Source organism: Aeromonas sp. 30P (genome assembly GCF_051919805.1).
Classification (GTDB): domain Bacteria; phylum Pseudomonadota; class Gammaproteobacteria; order Enterobacterales; family Aeromonadaceae; genus Aeromonas; species Aeromonas veronii.
In genome coordinates this window covers 4123482-4143679 of the sequence record NZ_JBQBEA010000001.1, presented here as the reverse complement: position 1 = coordinate 4143679, position 20198 = coordinate 4123482, and the positions used below count along the sequence as shown (strand labels likewise).

Annotated in this window: 15 protein-coding genes and 1 pseudogene; 7 read left to right on the top strand and 9 right to left on the bottom strand. The window is 62.0% G+C overall.

The genetic code is table 11. From position 1 onward, the window contains the following. Positions 1 to 5 precede the first annotated feature (5 nt). The 3 genes and pseudogenes from ACTG2B_RS19540 to ACTG2B_RS19530 all read left to right on the top strand — a co-directional run bounded on the left by ACTG2B_RS19540 (position 6) and on the right by ACTG2B_RS19530 (position 2894). On the top strand, positions 6 to 1532 hold the full coding sequence (locus ACTG2B_RS19540; RefSeq protein WP_439996699.1) for a YjjI family glycine radical enzyme: 1527 nt from the start codon (positions 6 to 8) through the stop codon (positions 1530 to 1532). A gap of 10 nt (positions 1533 to 1542) precedes the next feature. After that, positions 1543 to 2432 (top strand): annotated as a pseudogene (locus ACTG2B_RS19535) (YjjW family glycine radical enzyme activase). A 138-nt stretch (positions 2433 to 2570) separates the two neighbouring features. Further along, the gene (locus tag ACTG2B_RS19530) at positions 2571 to 2894 is read left to right on the top strand and encodes a DUF1820 family protein (protein ID WP_005340296.1); all 324 of its coding nucleotides are present in this window, start codon (positions 2571 to 2573) and stop codon (positions 2892 to 2894) included. 63 nt (positions 2895 to 2957) lie between these two features. Here the strand turns inward: ACTG2B_RS19530 and ACTG2B_RS19525 are convergent, their stop codons facing one another. The 3 genes from ACTG2B_RS19525 to ACTG2B_RS19515 all read right to left on the bottom strand — a co-directional run bounded on the left by ACTG2B_RS19525 (position 2958) and on the right by ACTG2B_RS19515 (position 5652). Next, entirely contained in the window at positions 2958 to 3890 is a 933-nt protein-coding gene (locus ACTG2B_RS19525) for a LysR family transcriptional regulator (protein WP_047434445.1), read from the bottom strand. A 162-nt stretch (positions 3891 to 4052) separates the two neighbouring features. Further along, complete coding sequence (locus tag ACTG2B_RS19520; protein WP_439996698.1) at positions 4053 to 5249, bottom strand: amino acid aminotransferase; 1197 nt, start codon at positions 5247 to 5249, stop codon at positions 4053 to 4055. Positions 5250 to 5376: 127 nt separating this feature from the next. After that, positions 5377 to 5652 carry a metal/formaldehyde-sensitive transcriptional repressor gene (locus ACTG2B_RS19515; protein ID WP_005340299.1) on the bottom strand — a complete coding sequence of 92 codons (276 nt, stop codon included), beginning with the start codon at positions 5650 to 5652 and terminating at the stop codon, positions 5377 to 5379. 71 nt (positions 5653 to 5723) lie between these two features. Between ACTG2B_RS19515 and dmeF the strand changes: the two genes are divergently transcribed. Continuing rightward, positions 5724 to 6674: a CDF family Co(II)/Ni(II) efflux transporter DmeF gene (gene dmeF / locus ACTG2B_RS19510; RefSeq protein ID WP_439996697.1), complete on the top strand. Its 951-nt coding sequence runs from the start codon at positions 5724 to 5726 to the stop codon at positions 6672 to 6674. 55 nt (positions 6675 to 6729) lie between these two features. On the opposite strand, the gene ACTG2B_RS19505 is transcribed toward dmeF, so the two are convergent. Further along, a complete protein-coding gene (locus tag ACTG2B_RS19505; protein WP_043820541.1) occupies positions 6730 to 7143 on the bottom strand; it encodes a hypothetical protein in 414 nt (137 codons plus the stop codon). A 262-nt stretch (positions 7144 to 7405) separates the two neighbouring features. Between ACTG2B_RS19505 and pulA the strand changes: the two genes are divergently transcribed. After that, complete coding sequence (gene pulA / locus ACTG2B_RS19500; RefSeq protein WP_439996696.1) at positions 7406 to 11437, top strand: pullulanase-type alpha-1,6-glucosidase; 4032 nt, start codon at positions 7406 to 7408, stop codon at positions 11435 to 11437. 210 nt (positions 11438 to 11647) lie between these two features. On the opposite strand, the gene ACTG2B_RS19495 is transcribed toward pulA, so the two are convergent. Further along, positions 11648 to 14095 carry a zinc/cadmium/mercury/lead-transporting ATPase gene (locus ACTG2B_RS19495; RefSeq protein ID WP_429202430.1) on the bottom strand — a complete coding sequence of 816 codons (2448 nt, stop codon included), beginning with the start codon at positions 14093 to 14095 and terminating at the stop codon, positions 11648 to 11650. Between the two features lie 184 nt (positions 14096 to 14279). Here ACTG2B_RS19495 and tpx point away from each other — a divergent pair, with 184 nt between their 5' ends. Continuing rightward, the gene (gene tpx, locus ACTG2B_RS19490; protein ID WP_021230929.1) at positions 14280 to 14780 is read left to right on the top strand and encodes a thiol peroxidase; all 501 of its coding nucleotides are present in this window, start codon (positions 14280 to 14282) and stop codon (positions 14778 to 14780) included. Between the two features lie 59 nt (positions 14781 to 14839). Here tpx and ACTG2B_RS19485 read toward each other — a convergent pair whose 3' ends face one another. After that, a complete protein-coding gene (locus ACTG2B_RS19485; protein ID WP_421318414.1) occupies positions 14840 to 15667 on the bottom strand; it encodes an ABC transporter substrate-binding protein in 828 nt (275 codons plus the stop codon). A gap of 144 nt (positions 15668 to 15811) precedes the next feature. Between ACTG2B_RS19485 and ACTG2B_RS19480 the strand changes: the two genes are divergently transcribed. Beyond that, positions 15812 to 17032, top strand: coding sequence for a DEAD/DEAH box helicase (locus tag ACTG2B_RS19480; RefSeq protein WP_439996695.1), 1221 nt, complete (start codon positions 15812 to 15814; stop codon positions 17030 to 17032). 2 nt (positions 17033 to 17034) lie between these two features. On the opposite strand, the gene ACTG2B_RS19475 is transcribed toward ACTG2B_RS19480, so the two are convergent. The 3 genes from ACTG2B_RS19475 to ACTG2B_RS19465 form a co-directional block, all read right to left on the bottom strand. After that, positions 17035 to 17820, bottom strand: coding sequence for a hypothetical protein (locus tag ACTG2B_RS19475; protein ID WP_439996694.1), 786 nt, complete (start codon positions 17818 to 17820; stop codon positions 17035 to 17037). Next, positions 17817 to 19133, bottom strand: coding sequence for a sphingomyelin phosphodiesterase (locus tag ACTG2B_RS19470; RefSeq protein WP_439996693.1), 1317 nt, complete (start codon positions 19131 to 19133; stop codon positions 17817 to 17819). The genes ACTG2B_RS19475 and ACTG2B_RS19470 overlap by 4 nt, the downstream gene beginning before the upstream one ends. A 200-nt stretch (positions 19134 to 19333) precedes the next feature. After that, positions 19334 to 20164 carry a lysostaphin resistance A-like protein gene (locus ACTG2B_RS19465; RefSeq protein ID WP_439996692.1) on the bottom strand — a complete coding sequence of 277 codons (831 nt, stop codon included), beginning with the start codon at positions 20162 to 20164 and terminating at the stop codon, positions 19334 to 19336. Positions 20165 to 20198: the final 34 nt, after the last annotated feature.

The following is a 20198-nucleotide window of genomic DNA, read 5'->3' as shown; positions in this document are numbered from 1 at the left end:
GTCCCATGTCTTTGATCGAAACCTGTCAGCGCATCGTGCGCGATCCCCATCTCTCCGCTGCCCAGAAGAGCCACGCGCTGGCGCTGGCCGCCGAGAATGCGTTGCCCTACCCCGACCTGCCTGCCGCAGTCGCCGAGGCGATGGAGCAGGGTTTTATCTGCGACATGTTCGAAGGGCACGCCCCCTACAAGCCGCGTTATGTGCTGCCGGACTATGAAAAATTCCTGACTCAGGGCTCTGCCTGGCTGGAGCTGGCGGCGCCGCAGGATTTCGACGAGGCGCTCAACGCCCTGCGCATCCTCTATCACCATGTCCCCTCCGTCACCGGTATGCCGGTCTGGCTGGGGCGGCTCGACCATCTGCTGTTGCCGTTTGTCGGCGAACTGGATGACGAGACCCTCTATCGCAAGCTGAAGGGGTTCTGGGTCTATCTGGATCGGGTGCTGCCGGACGCCTTCATGCACGTCAACATCGGGCCGGATGACAACCGCATCTGCCGCCTGATCCTGCGCATCGACAACGAGCTCAAGCAGGTGGCGCCGAACCTCACCTTCTTCCACGATCCGGAGCAGACCCCGGACAGCCTGCTGCTGCTGGCGGTGAAGAACATCGCCGAGTGCAGCAAGCCGCACATCGCCAACTACCCGATCCACCGCGACACCTTCGACACTCGTGGTTTTGGTATCGTCAGCTGCTACAACGCCCTGCCGCAGGCCGGTGGCGCCAATACCCTGGTGCGCATCTCCCTCAAGCGGGTCGCCGAGCAGTGTCAGGGGATCGATGACTTCCTCGGCTGCCTGCTGCCCCACTACTGCCGTTTGGCTTCTCAGCTGATCGAAGCGCGGGCTGCTTTCTTGCATAAGGAGTCCGGCTTCTTCGACAGCTTCCTGGTCAAGGAGGGGCTGCTGGATGAGGATCGTTTCGTTCCCATGTTTGGCATCTACGGCATGGCGGAAGCGGTCAATATCCTGATGGATAAAGAGAATCTGCCGGATCGCTATGGTTATGGCGAGGAGGCGAACCAGCTTGGCTATCGCATCTCGGCCCAGCTCTCCGCCTATGTGACCACGACCCCGCAGACCCATGCTTGGGGTGGCCGCGCTTTGTTGCATTCGCAAGGTGGCCTCAGCATCGATGTGGCTGTTACCCCCGGGGTGCGCATTCCCTACGGGCATGAGCCGGATCCGGCAAGCCATGTGCTGGCACTGGCACCGCACCACACTTATTACCATTCGGGGATCAGCGAGATCCTGACGCTGGATCCCACCATCCGCCAGAACCCGCAGGCGCTGTTGCAGCTCTGCAAAGGGGCGCTCGCCATCGGCATGCGCGAGTTCACCGCCAACGTGGCCGACAGCGATCTGGTGCGGGTGACCGGCTACATGATCCGCAAGAGCGACGTAGCTCGTTTTGCAGAAGAAGGCTCGCGGTTGCAGACCACTTGTCTCGGTGCCGAGGCGAGTGAAGTGACCGCCATTCGTCAGCGGGCACCGCGAGTGGTCGCCCACGAATCGACTATCGGCGAGTATTGAGTTCGCACCGATGGCTGATGTCTTGCCAACACGCAGCGCCCTGGTAAGCAGGGTGCTGCCGTTCTCCTGTGTCGACGGGCCGGGCAACCGGCTGGTGCTGTTTCTGCAAGGGTGCAACTTTCGCTGCCCCGGCTGCCACAACCCGCACACCATCGGGCTGTGCGACGATTGCGGCGACTGCCTTGCGGTCTGCCCGAGTGGCGCCCTCACCATGAGCGAGGGCAAGGTTCATTGGCAGGAGGCGCTCTGTACCGATTGCGATGCCTGTCTGGAGGCCTGCCCGCGCAGTGCCAATCCCAAGACTGCCACCATGACGGTGGACGACGTGCTGGCCCTGCTGCGCCGCTACGGCCCAATGCTGAGCGGGATAACCGTCTCCGGCGGCGAGGCGACCACCCAGCTCCCCTTTGTGGTAGCGCTGTTTGCCGCCATCAAGGCTGCGCCGGATCTGACCCATCTCAGTTGCCTGCTCGACAGCAACGGTTCTCTGGCCGAAACCGGCTGGCAGCGGCTGCTGCCGGTGCTCGACGGCGCCATGCTCGATCTCAAGGGGTGGCGTGACTCGGTGCATCACACCCTGACCGGCTATGGCCGCGAGCGGGTGCTGGCTTCGCTCAGGTTGCTGGCACGCCACGGCAAGCTGACCGAACTGCGGCTGCTCCATGTGCCGGGCAAGAGCGATTTTCTGGATGCGAGTGGTGAGCTGGACGCGGATCTCGCCGCCTTCTTGCAGCAGCTTGGGCCTGTGCCCATTCGCATCAACGGCTTTCGCCACCATGGGGTACGGGGTGAGGCTGCGCAATGGCCAGCTAGGCTAGCCAAACCGAGCTGGAACAGCTGGCCAGCCGTTTGCGTGCAGCGGGATTGGGGCCGGTCTCACTGCCTGCCTTGATGGGCTGAGTGGCTGCGTCATCCGGTGACCGTCATGGCGTGAGGTGCGGCATGGAAAGGCCGCAACTGTGATTTCTGTCTATTGGAGGGGGCGAGAACGGCGGCTAGAATAATGGCCATCTTCTTACCCCTCAATGACAGATAATCATGAGTGAAAGCAAGGCGTTATATCGGGTTCAGTTTATTTGCCACAGCGAGCGCTACGAAGTGTATGTGCGCGAAGTCAATCAGGGCCAGCTGTTCGGTTTTATCGAGATTGCCGACTTTGTCTGGGACAACCATACGGCGCTTATCGTCGATCCCAGTCACGAGAAGCTCAAGAGCGAATTTGCCGATGTGCGCCAGACCCTTATTCCCATGCATCAGGTGCTGCGCATCGATCAGGTGAAAAAGCAGGGGGCTGCCCGCATCACGGATCTGGGCAGCAACGTCGCCTCCTTCCCCAGCCCCATCTATACCAAACGTCCCTAGTCCCTACTTGCCATTGATGTTTCGCCGCGGTGAAACATCAATCTCTTCTCCTTGTCGCCCGGCTCAGGGCTCAATCAATTCGCGACCCAGTTGCAGGATCCGCTGGCGGAACCAGTGACGGGCCGAGCCATCACCGGCCGGGCCATACCAGACCAGACTGTGACTCACCTTGCCGTAATCGAACGGTGCCGGACGCATCACCAGATCCGGCTGACTGGCCATGCAGGCCGCCCAGCCACCGATGGCGGTGAGGATCAGGTCAGTCTGGGGTAGCAGGGCCGCCGCGCTGGCAAAATCGGGCAGGGTGGCGCCAATCTGGCGACGCACCTGCTGCTGGGCCAGGCTCTGCTCGAAGAAGGGGTTGGCCAGCTCCTGATCCCGGATGGCGATATGGCGCCAGCTCAGATAAGCATCGAGATCCCAGGGCTTGGCCAGCGCGGGGTGGTCTTTGCGCAGCAGGCAGACCAGTTTTTCTTCCCGTAGGGTCTCCCACACCAGCCCGGGCTGGCGCGGCAACGGCTGGCTCTGGTCATGGGGCAGGATCACGAAGTCGAGTTTGCCCGCTGCCAGCGCCTCCAGCCCCTGCTCATCTTTGTTCCAGATCTCCGGCACCATGCCCGGCACCTCTTTCATCAGCTGACCCAGAATGGGGCCCACCGGCCAGGTCATCACGCTCTCGCGCAATCCCAGCCGCAAGCTGCCCTGCCACTGCTGCGGGTTGAAGGCGTTCTGGCGAGTGAGGCCGTTCAGCTCCCCCAGCAGCCGGTGCAGGGTGGGGGCCAGTCGCTCGGCCATGGGGGTGAGCAACAGCTGGTTTCCCTGACGGTAGAGCAGTTGATCCCCCAGCAGATCCCGCAGCTGGTTGAGGGTCTTGCTGACGGTGGAAGGCGTGGTGCAGAGCCGTTCGGCGGTGCGGGTGACGCTCTGGTTGTCGAGCAGCAGGTGCAGGGTGACCAGATGGCGACCTCCCAGCCTAGAGAGAGCGATCAGATCCATAGTGGCTCCTGAAATTGATGAAGATAAACAGGCTTGGAATCAGAAAGATTCAAGGTGACCTGCTGGCATTCTCTCACAGCAAGGGGAGGGTGAGCAGACTCCTCAAGAGGTGACCGCGAACGCAACAGACAAAAAGCCCCGCCAAAGCGGGGCTGATGCGGATTAGCCCTTGAGCACCGCCGCCATGGCGTCAGCCACATAGTCGACGTTGCGGCTGTTGAGGCCCGCCACGCACATGCGGCCGGAGCGCACCAGATAGACGGCGAACTCTTCGCGCAGGCGATCTACCTGCTCCGGGGTGAAGCCGGTGTAGCTGAACATGCCACGCTGGTTGATGAAGTAGCTGAAATCACGGCCCGGCACCTTGGCGCTCAGCACCTCGAACAACTTCTGGCGCATCCCCTTGATGCGGGTGCGCATCTCGGTCACTTCATCGACCCACAGGGCGCGCAGTTCGGGCTGGCTCATCACTGCCGCAGTGATCTGGCCACCGTGAGTAGGAGGGCTGGAGTAGTTGCGGCGCACGGTGGCCTTCATCTGGCCCAGTACGCGGCTCGCCTCTTCGGCATCCTGACAGATGACCGACAGGCCGCCGCAGCGCTCGCCGTAGAAGGAGAGGTTCTTGGAAAACGAGTTGCTGACGAAGAAGCTGACACCGGCGGCCACCATGGCGCGGATGGCGTAGGCATCCTCTTCCAGTCCGTCACCGAAGCCCTGATAGGCGATATCCATAAAGGGGATCAGGTTCTTCTCGACCACCAGTGCGATCACCCGATCCCACTGGGCGCGGGAGAGATCCACCCCGGTCGGGTTGTGGCAGCAGGGGTGCAGCAGCACGATGCTCTTGGCCGGCAGGGTGCTCAGGCAGTCGATCATCGCATCAAACTGCACGCCGCCAGTGGCCGCATCGTAGTAGGGGTAGTCATGCACCTTGATGCCGGCCCCCTCGAACATCGCCTTGTGGTTGTCCCAGGTCGGATTGCTGACCCACACCTCGGAGGTCGGGAAGTAGCGCTTGAGCAGATCGGCGCCGATCTTCAGCGCGCCGGAGCCGCCGATGGTCTGGATGGTGGCGATACGTCCCGCCTTGACCGCTTCATGGTCGGTACCAAACAGCAGGTGTTGCACTGCGGTGCGGTAGTTGGCGGCGCCTTCCATCGGCTGGTAGGGGCGTGGGGCCGGGGCGGCGGCGCGCTGGGCTTCGGCCTGCTGCACCGACGGCAGCAGCGGAATGCGCCCCTGCTCGTCGTAATAGAGGCCAATCCCCAGGTTCACCTTCTGCTCGCGGGTGTCTCTGTGGAAGGTCTCGACTAGCGTCAGGATGGGGTCGCCAGCGTAGGCATCGACGTGTTCAAACATGGGGGATCCTTGAAATTGACTGTCCAGTAAAACCGGCGGTCAGCCGGGCTGGACATCATGGCGCAAAGCTGGCGGTGGCTCAAGCCCGATGCTGGTCGAGCCTGAAGGGATGGCGCCGCGATCCTGCTTACTTCAAATAGGATCGCAGGACGCTGACCACCTGATCCAGATCCTCCAGCCGCTCGGCCGGGGTGGCATCGGGGGCGCCGAGATGCTCGCGCATATGCCCCTCCAGCACCTCCAGCATCAGGCCGTTGACGGCGCCGCGGATGGCGGCAATCTGCTGCAAAATGGCGGTGCAGTCGCTCTCCTGCTCCAGCGCGCTCTCCAGCGCACCGGCCTGTCCCTTGATGCGGCGCACCCGTGCCAGCAGCTTCTTTTTGTCGTGAATGGTGTGGGACATGACGGATCCTCTCGATCAATAAAACTATACTGGGGTATAGTATATTTCATCATCGCTCTCAGGAGAAATCCATGTCATCCCTCGCTCAATCCCACTGCCATCAACCCGTCATCCACGAGGGCAATCCGCTGGCCGAACAGAAGACCCGCTGGGCCGTATTGCTGACCGTCATCATGATGGTGGCGGAGATCGGTGGCGGCTGGTTCTACAACTCCATGGCGCTGCTGGCCGATGGCTGGCACATGAGCTCCCACGCGCTGGCGCTCGGTCTCTCGGTGCTGGCCTACCGCGCCGCCCGCCATTTCGCCCGCGACCACAGATTCAGCTTTGGCACCTGGAAGATCGAGGTGCTGGGTGGCTTCACCAGTGCCCTGTTGCTGGTGGGAGTGGCTGGGCTGATGCTGTTCGAGTCGGTGTTCCGGCTGCTCGATCCCAGCCCGATCCACTATCAACAGGCGATCGCTATCGCGCTGGTGGGGCTGCTGGTAAACCTCGCCTGTGCCTGGCTGCTCAAGGATGATCACGGCCACCATCACCACGGCCACCATCATGAGCATCACGACCACGATCATCATCATGACCATGGCGATCACCACGGCCATCAGGATCTCAACCTGCGCGCCGCCTATATCCACGTGCTGGCGGATGCGGCCACTTCCGTGCTGGCGATTCTGGCGCTGGTGGGGGGCATGCTGTGGGGGGCTGACTGGCTCGATCCGCTGATGGGCATAGTGGGTGCCGGGCTGGTCGCGGTGTGGGCCTGGGGACTGCTGCGCGACTCCGGTCGGGTGCTGCTGGATGCCGAGATGGATACCCCGCTGGTGGCGGAGATCCGCGAGGTCATCGCCGAACTGCCACAGACCGAGATCCGCGATCTGCACGTCTGGCGGGTAGGGCAGCAGCAGTATGCCTGCGTGCTCTCTTTGCTGATGGTCAATCCGCTACCGGCGCAGCAGATCCGCGAACGGTTGGCGATCCATGAAGAACTGGTGCATGTGACCATCGAGATCGCGACCGAATAAAAGCAAACAGGGGGGTCTTGGTCCCCTTGGTTTCAGTGCCGCTGGCTCTCTGATGTCAGTGCGGCTGCCCGGTGATCTCATCCTGGGGCTTGTGTTGCCACACAGCGCCGAGCAGCAGCTTGAGCAGCAGTCCGGGCGGGTTGTCCAGCAGATTGCCGGACTCCAGCAGCAACTGGCCATCGGCGCGAAATCCGAGGCTGGCATCTATGGTGCCATCCTCCGAGACCACTTGGATCAGGCCATTGAGGGCGGAGCGCTCGCCGGGCTGACAGCGCAGCCGCAGTTCGCGGGGTTCCCCCAGCAGGGTAAAGGCGCGGCTCAGCGGGGGCGAGTCTTCATAATCGGGCCAGTTGAAGAAGTGATACTGCTCGGCCAGGGCGCCCGCCTGCTGGCAGAACTGGTCGAACAGCTGCCCGATCGCCTGATACTCCTGATCGAGTCGTCTTGCCTGCTCTTCAATCCGTTTCATTGTTTACTCCTTGTCTATCCACTTGATCAGACATTGCTTTTCTGACCCCGTGACTGCCGTTTTCCAGATATGAGGCCAAATGGCGGCGAGGTCTGTGAGCCGGATCGAAGTTTCAGTCTGAAAACGTTATCTTGTTGAAACTGGATGGTTTTTTTGCCCTTCCGCTCACATTTGAATCGATTGCCGCTGATTAATATGGCACCACCTGGCAATGACCGGGTGCTCGACTATCGAGACTAACTACAGCGGGAATTATAAAAATATGGATATGAAAAAGACCAAAGTGGCGCTGGTAACAGCCTCACTGCTCGCGCTTTTGTCTGGCTGTCATGACAACACATCACCCTCCAATCCCAAGCCCCCGGCCGAGCCTGTCGCCCGTCTGCCCAAGATGGATCCCCCGAAAGAGTTGCTGGTTGCCGGCGAAAATCAGGTGGTCATTGCGCTGGTGGATACCCAGTCGGCAGCCAAAGGGGCCAAGGCACCGTTTGACAGCCACAGCCTGCACCTTTGGAACAACGATACCTGTAACGCTACCTCTGATAGCGGTCTGAATACCGGGTGGGATGACAAGAGCAAGGCTCCTGCCACTGCCGACAGCTTTGGTCCGGCCTGGGTCGTTCCGCTCAAAAATGTGGAAGGGTGCATCAACTTCATTGCCCGCAACGGCGATCTGGCCAACCTGACCGGCAGCGATATGAAGCTGAGCTTCAGTGAGCATCCGGATCGCACCGTGGCTATCGTCGCGGGCAAGAAAGATCTGTTTGACAGCCGTGCCGAAGCCTTTACCGCCGCCTTTGGCGTGGCGGGGGCCAGCGCTCATCTTATCGATGGCAATACCCTGATTTGGCAAGGGGGCAAGGACAAGCCCCACGTTCGCCTCTATTACACCGACTCGGGCACCATCAAGGCCAATGCCGATGGGGTGTTCGATTTCCCCTATATCAGCCTGACTGCGACCACTCTGACTGCCGAGCAGCAGGCCAAATATCCGCACCTCAAGGAGGCAGCTGCCTTTGCCTTGCCCAGCGGCAAGGATCTCAAGCCGCTGCTCAAGGGGGAGCTGGTGGCTATCGGTACCGATGCGGGCGGCATTTTGCAGGGAGCAACTCTGGTGCAGAGCGCCGGCGCCCTTGATGCCCTCTATGCGACCGAGGCAACCAAGCTCAGCTATGGCGCCGTGGTAGATGGCAACCGGGTCACCTTCCGCCTCTGGGCGCCGACTGCCAAGTCGGTCAAGCTGGCTCTCTACAATGCCAATCACAAGAAACGTCGCAAGGTGGCGATGACCTTCGAGAGCGCCAGCGGCAGCTGGAGTTACGAAGGGGGCAGCGAGCTGATCGGCCAGTTCTACCGCTACGACATGGAGGTCTACCACCCGCTAAGCCGCAAAGTTGAGCACTACGAGGTGACCGATCCCTACTCCCTGAGTCTGGCGATGAACTCCGAGTTCAGTCAGGTGGTGGATCTCGACGATCCGACGCTGAAACCGGAAGGGTGGGACAGCCTCAAGGCACCTCACAGCCAGCAGAACCCTGCCGACATCACCATCTATGAGGCCCATGTTCGTGACCTGACCGGGAACGATGCCTCCACCGATGAAGAGAAGCGCGGCAAGTTTGTCGGCCTGACCCAGCCCGACTCTGTACCGGTTAACCATCTGAAAGCGCTGGCAAAAAGCGGCGTCAGCCACCTGCACCTGCTGCCGGTGTTCGATATCGCTACCGTCAACGAGGATCCGGCCAGGGTGGCCAATCTCGGCGATGACTTCAGCAAGCTCTGTCAGGTTAACCCGGAGGTGAAAAACTCGACGTTTGGCGGTTACTGCGGTGGCGGTCAGACCGTGGGTGATGTGCTGGCCGACCTGCAAGGGGGCGACAGCAAGGATAATCCGCAGGTGCAGGAGCTCTCCGGCTATTTGCGCGGCGTCGACTCCTTCAACTGGGGTTATGATCCCTACCACTACACCACGCCGGAAGGCTCCTACGCCACCAACGCCGAGGGCACCAAACGTATTCTGGAGTTCCGCGAGATGGTCAAGGCCATCAAGCAGAACATCGGCATGAACGTGGTGATGGACGTGGTCTACAACCATACCAACGAATCCGGGCTCGGTCCCAAGTCGGTGCTCGACAAGATAGTGCCCTGGTACTATCAGCGCCTCAATCCGGAGACCGGCTCGGTGGAGAACTCCACCTGTTGCTCCAACACGGCGCCGGAGCACGCCATGTTCGCCAAGCTGATGGATGACTCTCTGGTCACCTGGGCGCGCGACTACAAGATCGACGCCTTCCGCTTCGACCTGATGGGCCACCATCCGAAAGATCAGATGGTGCAGGCGCTGGCCGCGGTGAAGAAGGTCAATCCCGAGATGTACTTCTACGGCGAGGGGTGGAACTTCGGCGAAGTGCAGGATGACAAGCGCTTCGTGCAGGCGACCCAGAAGCATCTGGGGGGTACCGGTATCGGCTCCTTCTCCGACCGCTTGCGCGATGCGGTGCGCGGCGGCAGTCCGTTCGACGGCGGCGATACCATTCGCAAGACCCAGGGCTTTGGCAACGGTGCCTTCGTCGATCCTAACGAAATGAGCAAGGTGGATCTGGCTACGGCCTTGCACCAGTCCGATCTGGTGCGGCTCGGCATGGCGGGCAACCTCAAGGAGTTCGTGCTGACCGACAAGGATGGCATGCCGAAGAAAGGCGCCGAGATCGACTACAACGGCCAGAGCGCCGGTTATGCCCAGGATCCGGTGGAGGTGCAGAACTATGTCGACAAGCACGACAATCAGACCCTGTTCGATAACCTGATCTACAAGGCGCCTGCCGGAGCCGATCTGGTGCGGATGCAGGGGGTATCTCTCGCCACCGCCATGTTGGGTCAGGGCATTCCCTTCACCCACGCCGGTGTCGAGCTGCTGCGTTCCAAATCCATGGAGCGGGACAGCTACGACTCGGGCGACTGGTACAACAAGGTCGACTACACCCTGGGCGACAACAACTTCGACAAGGGGTTGCCGCGCAAGGACAAGGATGGCGACAACTATCCGCTGATCGAGCAGGTGCTCGGCAAGCATGCCAAGCCGGGCTCGGCCGAGATGGCGCAGATGGTGAGCTTCTATCAGGAGTTGGCGGAGCTGCGCAACTCTTCCCGTCTGCTGCGTCTGGGCAGCGGTGCCGAGGTGATCAAGCGGGTCGACTTCCGCAATACCGGCCCGGATCAGGTGCCCGGCCTTATCGTCATGACGGTGGATGATGGCGTCAGTGCCGGGACGGATCTGGATCCGGCCATCGACGGTCTGGTGGTGATGATCAACGCCAGCAACCAGAGCCAGAGCATCGGCGACTTCCGTGACGGCAACGATCAGCCGATCGATCTGAGCGGCATGGTGCTTGGCAGCAAGCATCGCGCAGTCGACAGCATCGCCAGCGGCGCCGCCTATGATAACGGCCAGCTGACGCTGGGGGCCTGGTCTGCCGCCGTGTTCGTCAAGCCGCAGTCTGGTGCACAGGGTGCGGGCCTGCCGGTCAGCAAGAAGACCGACCTGAGCACCCTGCCACCGTTTGGCAACACCGATGTTTATCTGAAGGGGTTCCTCGATGAGTGGGGCAACACCAACCAGATGACCTTCAGCGGCAACTTTATGTACGAGTTCACTACTGAGGTGAGAACCGACAAGCTGGGTACCACCAACGTCAAGATCGCTGACGCCAGCTGGGGGCCGGTCAACTACGGCAGCTGCAACGCCGGTGACAAGCTGGTGGTTGGCACTCCGCTGACTCTTTGCAAGGGGGGAGAAACCGGCAATATCGGTGTCGATCTGGCCAAGGCAGGCAGCTACAAGTTTGTCTTTACCGCCATGAACAAGGACAAACCGACCCTGAGCGTCAGCTTCACCGAGCCGGTGCAGAGCTGCAAGGTGCTGGATACGGTGGCGGGCAATCCGCTCGGCTACAACCTGTTCGTCAAGGGTGAGCTCTCCGGCTGGGGAGCCCAACCTCAGTACCAGCTGAGCTACAAGGGGATGGACGGCGATCTCGCCATCTATCAGGCGGCGTTCAACTACGCCGGCAGCACTGAGTTCAAGGTCGCCAACGAGGACTGGAGCAAGGAGTACCTGCTCAACGGTGGCGGCGCGGTGAACGCTGAAACCGGCTATTCGTTCGCCTTCTCCAAGGGGGGCAGTGCCAATAACAGCATCACCCTGCCGCAGGGGCTGTGGAGTGTGCTGGTGAAGGTTGACCCGGCTGGCGTCAAGGTAGGTACTGCCGTCATTCAGGAGTGCAGCGTCAAGTAAGCAAGCCATTGAGTCCGGGGGATGGCTCGGCGCCCCCGGGTTGAATTCCACCTTGCCAAGGGTGGGATAACTCCGAGAGAGTAAGCAAAGCGCGACTGCCGACCGGCAGGCGCGCTTTTTCTTTTACGGGGTGCCGTGAGAGAAATGAGAGGAAAAAGAAAAGCCGTCCCGGTTGGGGGACGGCTTTTGGCTGGGATGCCATTGGCTGGCTTAACGCTTGCGCAGCAGCCGCAAGGCGTTGGCGGTCACCAGCGCAGTGGCGCCGGTATCGGCCAGCACCGCAATCCACAGGCCGGTGATGCCGAGCAGGCTGGTGACCAGGAAGATGGCCTTCAGCCCCAGCGCCAGCGCGATATTCTGGTGAATATTGGCCAGTGCCGCCCGCGACAGCCGGATCATCGCGGCGATGCCACCGAGCTGGTTGTGGGTCAGCGCCGCATCGGCGGTCTCCAGCGCCACATCGGTGCCGCCCCCCATGGCGATGCCGATACTGGCCCGCTTCATGGCGGGGGCATCGTTGATGCCATCGCCGATCATCGCGACTTTCTGCGAGCTGGCGAGCTTGGCAATTTCATTGACCTTGCCCTCCGGTAGCAGACCGGCGCGCCAGCCCATGCCCAGCTCGGTGGCGATCGCCTCCGCAGCGCGGGGGTTATCGCCGGTCAACATAATGCTGTTGAGCCCGAGCCGGTTGAGCTCTTGCAGCGCAGCCGCCGCCTCCGGCCGGATCTGATCCCGCAGCGCCAGCAGGGCGACCGGCAGCGCTTGGTCGCCGCTGCTCTGGCAGAGCACCACGACGGTCTTGCCCTGCCGCTCCAGCGAAGCAATCCGGGTTTGCTGTTCCATATTCAGGATCGCCACCCGGCTCGGTGCCAGCAGTTGCCACAGTTCACCGTTGATGTGTCCCTCAACCCCCATGCCCGGCAGTGCGCGCAGGTCGCGGGCCTCCGCCAGCGTCAGCCCCTGTTCGGTCGCGTTGGCGACCACGGCGCGGGCCAGCGGGTGGTGGGAGCCCTGCTCGATGGCAGCCGCCAGTGCCAGCAACTCGGCCTCCGGTTGGCCATTGAGGCTGACCAGCTCGGTCAGCTGCGGCTTGCCCAGGGTCAGGGTGCCTGTCTTGTCAAACGCCACGGTATCGATATGGGCCAATCGCTCCAGCGCGGCCCCGCCCTTGATTAGTGCCCCCTGACGGGTGGCGGCGGCAAGCGCCGAGGTAACCGCTGCCGGGGTGGAGATGACCAGCGCGCAGGGGCAACCGATCAGCAGCAACGCCAGTCCGCGATAGATCCACTCGTCCCAGCTCTGGCCGAAGGCAAGGGGCGGCACCAGCACCACCAGCAGGGCAACCAGCATCATGGCCGGGGTATACCAGCGGCTGAAGCGGTCGATAAAGCGCTCGATGGGGGCGCGCTGGCTCTCAGCTTCCTCGATGAGGTGCAGAATGCGGTCGATGGCGTTGTTGCCGGGTTCGGACACTACCTCGAGGCGCAGTACCCGATCCGCCGCTAGACTGCCGGCCGGCACCTTGTCCCCCTGGCGACGTTCCACCGGAATGGATTCACCGGTCAGGGCGCTCTCGTCAAACGCACCGAGTTCATCGAGCAGGCGGGCATCGGCAGGTAGGCGGGCACCCGGGGCGATTTCGATGATATCACCGGGACGCAGCTCATCGGCAGCGACCTCTTCGCGCACCTCGCCCTCGGCAGTGGTACGGATCCGCAGCGCCTTGTCAGGCACCAGCGCCATCAGGGCGGTGACCCCGGCCCGGGCGCGACCGGCGGCGTAGGCCTCCAGATGTTCACCCAGCATAAAGAGCAGCAGCACCATGGCCGCTTCCGCGGTTTCGCCGAGGAACAGGGCCCCCACGGCGGCGACCGTCATCAGGGTCTCGATGGCGAAGGGGGAGCCGCTCTTGGTCAGCGCCCACGCCTTGCGGGAGATGGGCCATAGCCCCCAGAGGGTCGCCAGGGTAAAGAGCGGCTGACCGAGCTCTTTCGGCAGCAGGGCAGCGACCAGCATCAGACTGGCCAGTGACAGGGGCTGCCAATATTTGCCCAAAAAGTTACCGAATAGATTGCCTTGCAGGGGCTGTTGTGACGCTTGCTTACGGCCAGCTGCCTGCTTGTCAGCACTTTCCCCCTTGAGCTGGAAACCGGCGGCCAGCACGGCGGCGGTGACGGGATCGGGGGAGAGGCCGGGTGCCAGATCCACTACCAGCTTCTCGGTGGCAAACAATACGCGCGCCTGTTGCACGCCGCTCACCCGGCTGACGGCGGTCTCGATCTTGCGGGCGCAGCTGGGGCAATCCATCCCCAATACCTGCCAGCTGTGGCGGCTGTTGCCTTGCACCGGCGCAACCAGCGGGTCGGCAGGGGGCATATCGTGCTCATGCTCATGCTTATGATCGTGAGCTGGCGATAAGGGGGCGCTGCAGCACGCTTGAGCGTGACAGCTTCCTCGGGGAGGCTCTTCATCCCCGGGGGATTCATTGCCGTCACGGGATGCGTGCTCATGAGGCGTCTGGGTTGAACAGCAACTGACGGGCGTGGTGTTGTCGCAGCAGTGGCTATCGTGGTGATGTTCACTCTGGCCGGGGGCCGCCTTGCTGACGGCCTTGATGGGGGCGGCGTGCTGATGATTGCAGCAGGATTTGCTCATGATGAGTCCCTCTTGATGGATCCCGCCCCTGCGAGATCCCTGATTACCGAGAAGGAGTCTAAACCTTGGTGTTAAGTCCAAGGTCAACCCCTTTATATCCCTTGTCTTCGCGGGTGTTTGTCTGGTCCCGCCGCCCCTATACTGATCACCCGGATTTTTACTACACCAATAAAGGACATAACACATGAGCAACTCAGTCACTCTGCAAGGCAACCCGGTTTCCGTCGCTGGTCACTTCCCGGTCGCCGGTGAGCAAGCCAAGCCCTTCTCCCTGGTGGCCAAGGATCTCTCCGACGTGACCCTGGCAAGCTTTGCCGGTCAGCGCAAAATCCTGAACATCTTCCCGAGCGTCGATACCCCGACCTGCGCGACCTCTGTGCGCAAGTTCAACGAGCAGGCCAGCGCGCTGGATAACACAGTTGTACTGTGCATCTCCGCCGATCTGCCGTTCGCCCAGTCCCGCTTCTGCGGCGCCGAAGGTCTGGACAAGGTAGTGACCCTCTCCACCCTGCGCGGTGCGGCCTTCATGGAAGATTACGGCGTTGCCTTCTCTTCCGGTCCGCTGGTCGGTCTGACCGCTCGCGCCATCGTGGTGCTGGATGGTGACAACAAGGTGCTGCACAGCGAGCTGGTCGCCGAAGTGGCCGACGAGCCGAACTACGCTGCGGCGCTGGCCGTGCTGTAAGGCTGCAAGCCATAAAAAAATCCCGCTTCGGCGGGATTTTTTATGCGGGAATTGTCCGTTCAGGGCGTAGCGGGCGGGGTGGTCGCCGGTTCAGCCTTGGCGTTTGGGGAGGGTTGCCACTCCACATAGGGGCGGTGGATCTTCTCGTAAATCTCGGCCAGTTTGCCGGTGGCGGCCAGCTTATCGATGGCTTGGCGGAGAAATTCGTCCATCTCATCACCTGCTGCCCCTTTCTGGATGATGAAGACATCCTCGAAATCTCCGAAAAATTCTCGCCTGATATTGGTCAGCCCCAGCTGCTTGAGCATCAGGTCGGCCTCCTCTTGCGCCCAGACAAAGGCGTCGATACGGCCGCGTGAGAGCTTGCGCAGTGACTGCTCGATACTCATCGAGCGCTGCACCGGGAAGGGCATATAGTCGGGAACGGCCTCGATTAGCAGATCCCGTTTGGTGGGCACTATGCCGTAGGCCATATCCGTGGTGACTGGATAACTGGTATTGCTGTAGATGACATGGGCAACCTTGCCAAAACTGCGGGTACTGAAGCGATAAGCCAGCATATCGATATCCTTGAGGTTGCGGATGGCGGGCAGCCCCAAATCAGCCTTGCCGGAGATCACCCCAGCCATGGCACGGGCGATGGGGTAGATGGTGATCTTGATGGTTACATCGGGGTAGAGGTCATCGATGGCGTGTACCAGATCGACAAAGGGGCCTGTCTTGTCGGCATTGATCAGCCCCGGCAGCTCGCCAAGGTGGGCATTGAGGATGCGCACAGGTTTCGGCGGCTCGGGGGCGGCGTCGTTCTCCGGAGTCTGCGACAGGCCGAGAGTCGCGCTGCCGAGCAGGGTGACCACGAGCAGCAGAAGGGGGATGTGTCTGGTCATGGCGGGTCTCTCTTGGTGATGGGTCAGCTAAAGTGTAGTCAGCCCGTCGCCAGCGCCCCTCGGCCAGGCCATCATGGATATGGTTTTACTTCTCGGCCCCCGCTCACTAGACTTCGCCTCCCACTTCTTTGTTGACGTAGCGCCATGACCTTTAGCGAACTTGCCCTTCATCCTGCTCTGCTTGCCTCTTTGCCCGCCACCTTGCAGACGCCGACCCGCATCCAGCAGCTGGCGATTCCGGCGGCGCTGGCGGGGCAGGATCTGCTGGCGCTGGCCCAGACCGGCAGCGGCAAGACTCTGGCGTTTGGCTTGCCGCTGCTGCAACGGCTGGATCCTTCCTCCAGTCAGGTGCAGGGTCTGGTGCTGGTGCCAACCCGCGAGCTGGCGATTCAGGTCACTGCCGCGCTTGAAGAGGGCGCCGAGGCGCTGGGGCTGCGTATCGTGACGCTATGTGGGGGCGTTGCGCAGGAGCGGCAACAGGACGAGCTGGCGCAGGGGCCACAGCTGCTGGTCGCCACGCCGGGGCGGTTGCGGGATCTGCTGACCCAACAGTTGCTGGGGCTGGATGGTTTGCAACTCTTGGTGCTGGATGAAGCGGATCGCCTGCTGGAGATGGGCTTTGCTCCCGACATCAAGGCGCTGCTCGGCTTTATTCCTGCGGATCGCCAGACCCTGCTCTTCTCCGCCACCTTGCCTGCCGAGCTGGAGACGCTGGCCAACGGCTTGCTGCGCGAGCCAACCCGTATCGAGGCCAACCCCCTCAACAGCGTGGTGAACGAGATCGAAGAGCGGCTCTATCTGGTCAACAAGAGCAGCAAGGTCCCGGCGCTCATCAGCCTGCTCAAGGAGCAGGCGTGGCCGCAGGTGCTGGTCTTTATCAGTGCGCGGGATGATGCCGACGGGGTTGCCAGAAAGCTGGCCAAGGCGGGCATTGCGGTGGCCGCCCTTCATGGCGAGAAGGAGCAGGCGGTGCGCGAGCAGGCGCTCGGCGATTTCAAAGAGGGCAAAATTCGGGTGCTGGTGGCCACCGACCTGATGGCGCGCGGCATCCATGTGGAGGCGCTGCCGGTGGTGATCAATCTGGATCTGCCCGCCAGCGCCCCTGTCTATGTACACCGCATCGGTCGTACCGCCCGGGCTGGACGCGAGGGGCTGGCCATCTCGCTGGTTTGTCATGGCGAGAGTGACATGCTGCAAGCCATTCGCACCCTGACCGGCCGCGAGCTGCCGTTGGGCGATCTGGCTGGATTCCCGGTTACCGACCAGCCTGCCAGCGGGGAGGGCAAGCGCCCCCCGCGTGACAAGCAGGCCAATCGCCGTACTCAGGCCAAGCGCAGCGTCAAGCAGTTCAAGGGCAAGCGCTGACCTCAGGGTTTGCCTTGCTCCCGCGCGAAGAAGTCACGACGCCACTGGCTCAACACCTCCTCCTTGTGTTGTTGCCACAGCGCAGGATCCATCTGCTGTTGGCTGGCCGCCAGTTGCTGCTCCAGCTCGGCCAGCTCTCGCTGGTAGCGGCTGCGTTGATCCAGCTGTTGCTGGCGCGCCCCGGCAAACGCCAGCGTGGCTTCAGCCTGCTCTGCGGGCAGGAAGTGGCGGGCCAGTGTGGCCAGCTCCTCATCTCCCCAAAGCTGACTAGCTTGCTGCAGGCGGGCATCCGGGTTGAACAGCTCGCCTGCCAGATCTGGATGATCCGCTGCCCACCGGTCCTGCAAGCGGCTGAGGGTGTCCAGCCGCTCGGCCAACGGTAACTGCTCGCTCTCCTGCGCCAACTGATCCAGCGCCAGGGCATAGCGCCCCTGTAACCGGATCAGACTCCCCCCCTCGCTCAGCCACCCGGCCTCTGTTGCTTCCAGATTGCTCACACGCTGCGCCAGCGGCAACTCGCTGTCGCTGATCTCGCTGGCAAGCTGGTTGATCAGTTCATCCGGCATCGCCTGCCAGCTGCTGGGCACTTCTTTGCTTTTGCCATCCATCCCCTCAGCGTTTGGCATTCGGGGAGGCGGGCTCCCCGGTTCTGCTGGCAACTGCATATCGGCCGGAGAAGGCGTCGCCGACCGTTCTGGCGATATCGGGGACTGCTCTTCCTGCCAGCCCAGATTCACCAGCAAAAGGGTCAGGATAGCCAGCGCCAGTATCCCGTAACGGCGAGTCATCGGCTGATCTCTCCCTTGACCGGGAAGTGGTCTGAGAGGTTGCTGGCGGGCCAGAGGCTGCCATCGCTGCTGCGCGGGATCCAGACCGTGTTGAGGTTGTGGCTGGCGCTGCCGTACTCCCGGCTCACCACCAGATAGTCCAGATACTCGACGTTGGCGCCACCGGAGAGTGGGCCACCGGCATAGGGGTTGATCCTGGGATCGAAGGTGGCTTCGGTATAGCCGCCATAGGCGGGTTCATGGGCGTTCAGATTGGCCAGCATGTTGGCGTAGTCATCGGCAAACTTGCGTTTGTTGACGTTGAAGTCGCCGCCGTAGATGACGGTGTCGCTGGCGGGGATCTTGAGGCTGGCTGCCAGAGAGCGGATCTGACCGAACTGGATCTGGCGCAGCTTGCGGGCCTCGTCGGTGTCGAAGCTGGCGGTGTGGGTGGCGAACAGGTGCCACGCCTTGCCCCCCTTGATCACCTCGGCGTACATCACCCCCTTGTCGGCGAAGCAGTCGGTGCCGGTGCATTGGGGATAGACCAGCTGGGCCTCCCGCACTATGGGATAGCGGCTGACGATCACCACGCCGCCGTCATGAATGTTGACCCCGGGCTTGTCGAGTACCTTGGTCTGATAGGGGTACTCTTTCGCCAGCGCCTGCAAAAAGCCTTCGCGGCGGCCATCGAATACCTCTTGCAGCAGCAGGGCGTCATAGCCCTTGAGATAATCAGGCAGCAAGGTCAACCGCTCGCCGATGCTGGAGGCGATCACCGGCAGTGCCCAGACGTTGTAGCTGGCCACCTTGAGCCTGTTCTCTGCCGGTTCCGGTTGCTCCCGTTTTTGGGGAGGCGTGATCATATAGTGCAAATCGTCGTAACGGCCGGTGAACTTGGCGGCAAAGGCCAGATCTTGTGGCCCCGTAACTCGGTGGATCACCCGATCGTTTTGCCAGCCGGATGCGCTGGTCGGTGTCTCGCCACCGTGCTGCAAGGTGGTGTTCCACCAGGTTCCCTCCATCAGCTGGTTGAGCCGATAGACGTCGCCACCCGCTGTGGTCACGCGGGTTTCGAACAGATAGCTCTTGCCCGCCTTGACCCCCTCATAGCGATTGAAGCTGAGTACCATGGCGCTCTCCCACGGGCCCAGCTCGGTGCGGTGCTGGCTCCACTGACTGCCGGGTTGCAGCTGGCCGCTGCCGCTTTGGCGGATGTCGATCTGGAGCGGTTCAGGACTGTTGTTGGTGAGGTAGACATCGGTATCGGCCAGTGTCAGTTGCGGAAACTGGCTGACCAGCAGCAGGGCGGCATAACTGAGGGTTTTCTGCATCACAGGATCCTTTTGGTTGCAGGGCAATGGAAAGTGACTGTTATGGCGAATGCAGAGGTCAGCTTGTTTACATTTTGGTTACAAGTAAATGAATTGGTTTTGTTTGGAGCTTTGTGGAGGTGTAAAGCGAGCGAGGCAGCACGCTTAAAGAGAGAGGGGGAGGAGCGAGGGAAGGCGCCCGTGTCAGGCGCCTTCAGGAATTAGCGGTGGGCCAGAGGGTAGGTGAAGAGCGCCAGATGGGCGAAGTTGAAGGCGAAGTGGATCAGGATGGCCACGGAGAGTCGCCCGCTGAGCTGGAATGCCAGGCCGTAGCAGCAGCCTGCCAGGGTCGCAAACAGCGCCAGCAGTGGGCCACCGGGCAAGTGGATGGCTCCGAACAGTAGCGCAGCCACGACGATGCCAATCCAGGGGCGGTAACGCCCGGTCAGCCCCTGCTGGATCGCGCCGCGAAACAGCGCCTCTTCCGCCACACAGGTGAACAGCAGATTGTTGAGTGCAAACAGCCACCACCAGTGGGGCAGACCCACTTCCGGTTTCAGTGCCCCCAGTTGCCAAGCGATGACCAGCAGGGCACCCAGCGGCAGCAGTAACAGGGCCAGTGGGCGCCAGCGGATTGCGCCCCCCTTGCCCAGCAGCATCGGGCAGGCCAGCAGCAAGCCAAAGAGCAGCAGCGGTTTGTCGAGGTTCAGATACATGTTGAACGGCACGCTGGCGGGGCCTGCCAGCGCCTGATCCAGCACCTTGAGATTGTTGAAGCCGGGGATCAGGTGCAGGGTCAGCGCAATCGCCCAGAGGATCAGCACCACTCTGGCCGCCATCGCCCGGCGGGCGGGGAGGGTTGGCGTACGCCATGCCAGCAGTAATCCTGCGACCGAGACCAGCAGGGCGGGTAGTGTCATTCGGTCAAGCCACAGTGCCAGCAGCAGGGAGAGTCCCAGCAGGGCCAAGGCGGGAAGACGCTGGCGGAAGAGGGCAAGCAGCACGGCCAGCGCCAGCGCGCCCCAGATAAATGAGTCGGGGAGGGGTAACATTGGATCTCCTTGATCGAGGCAGGCGGCAACCTTA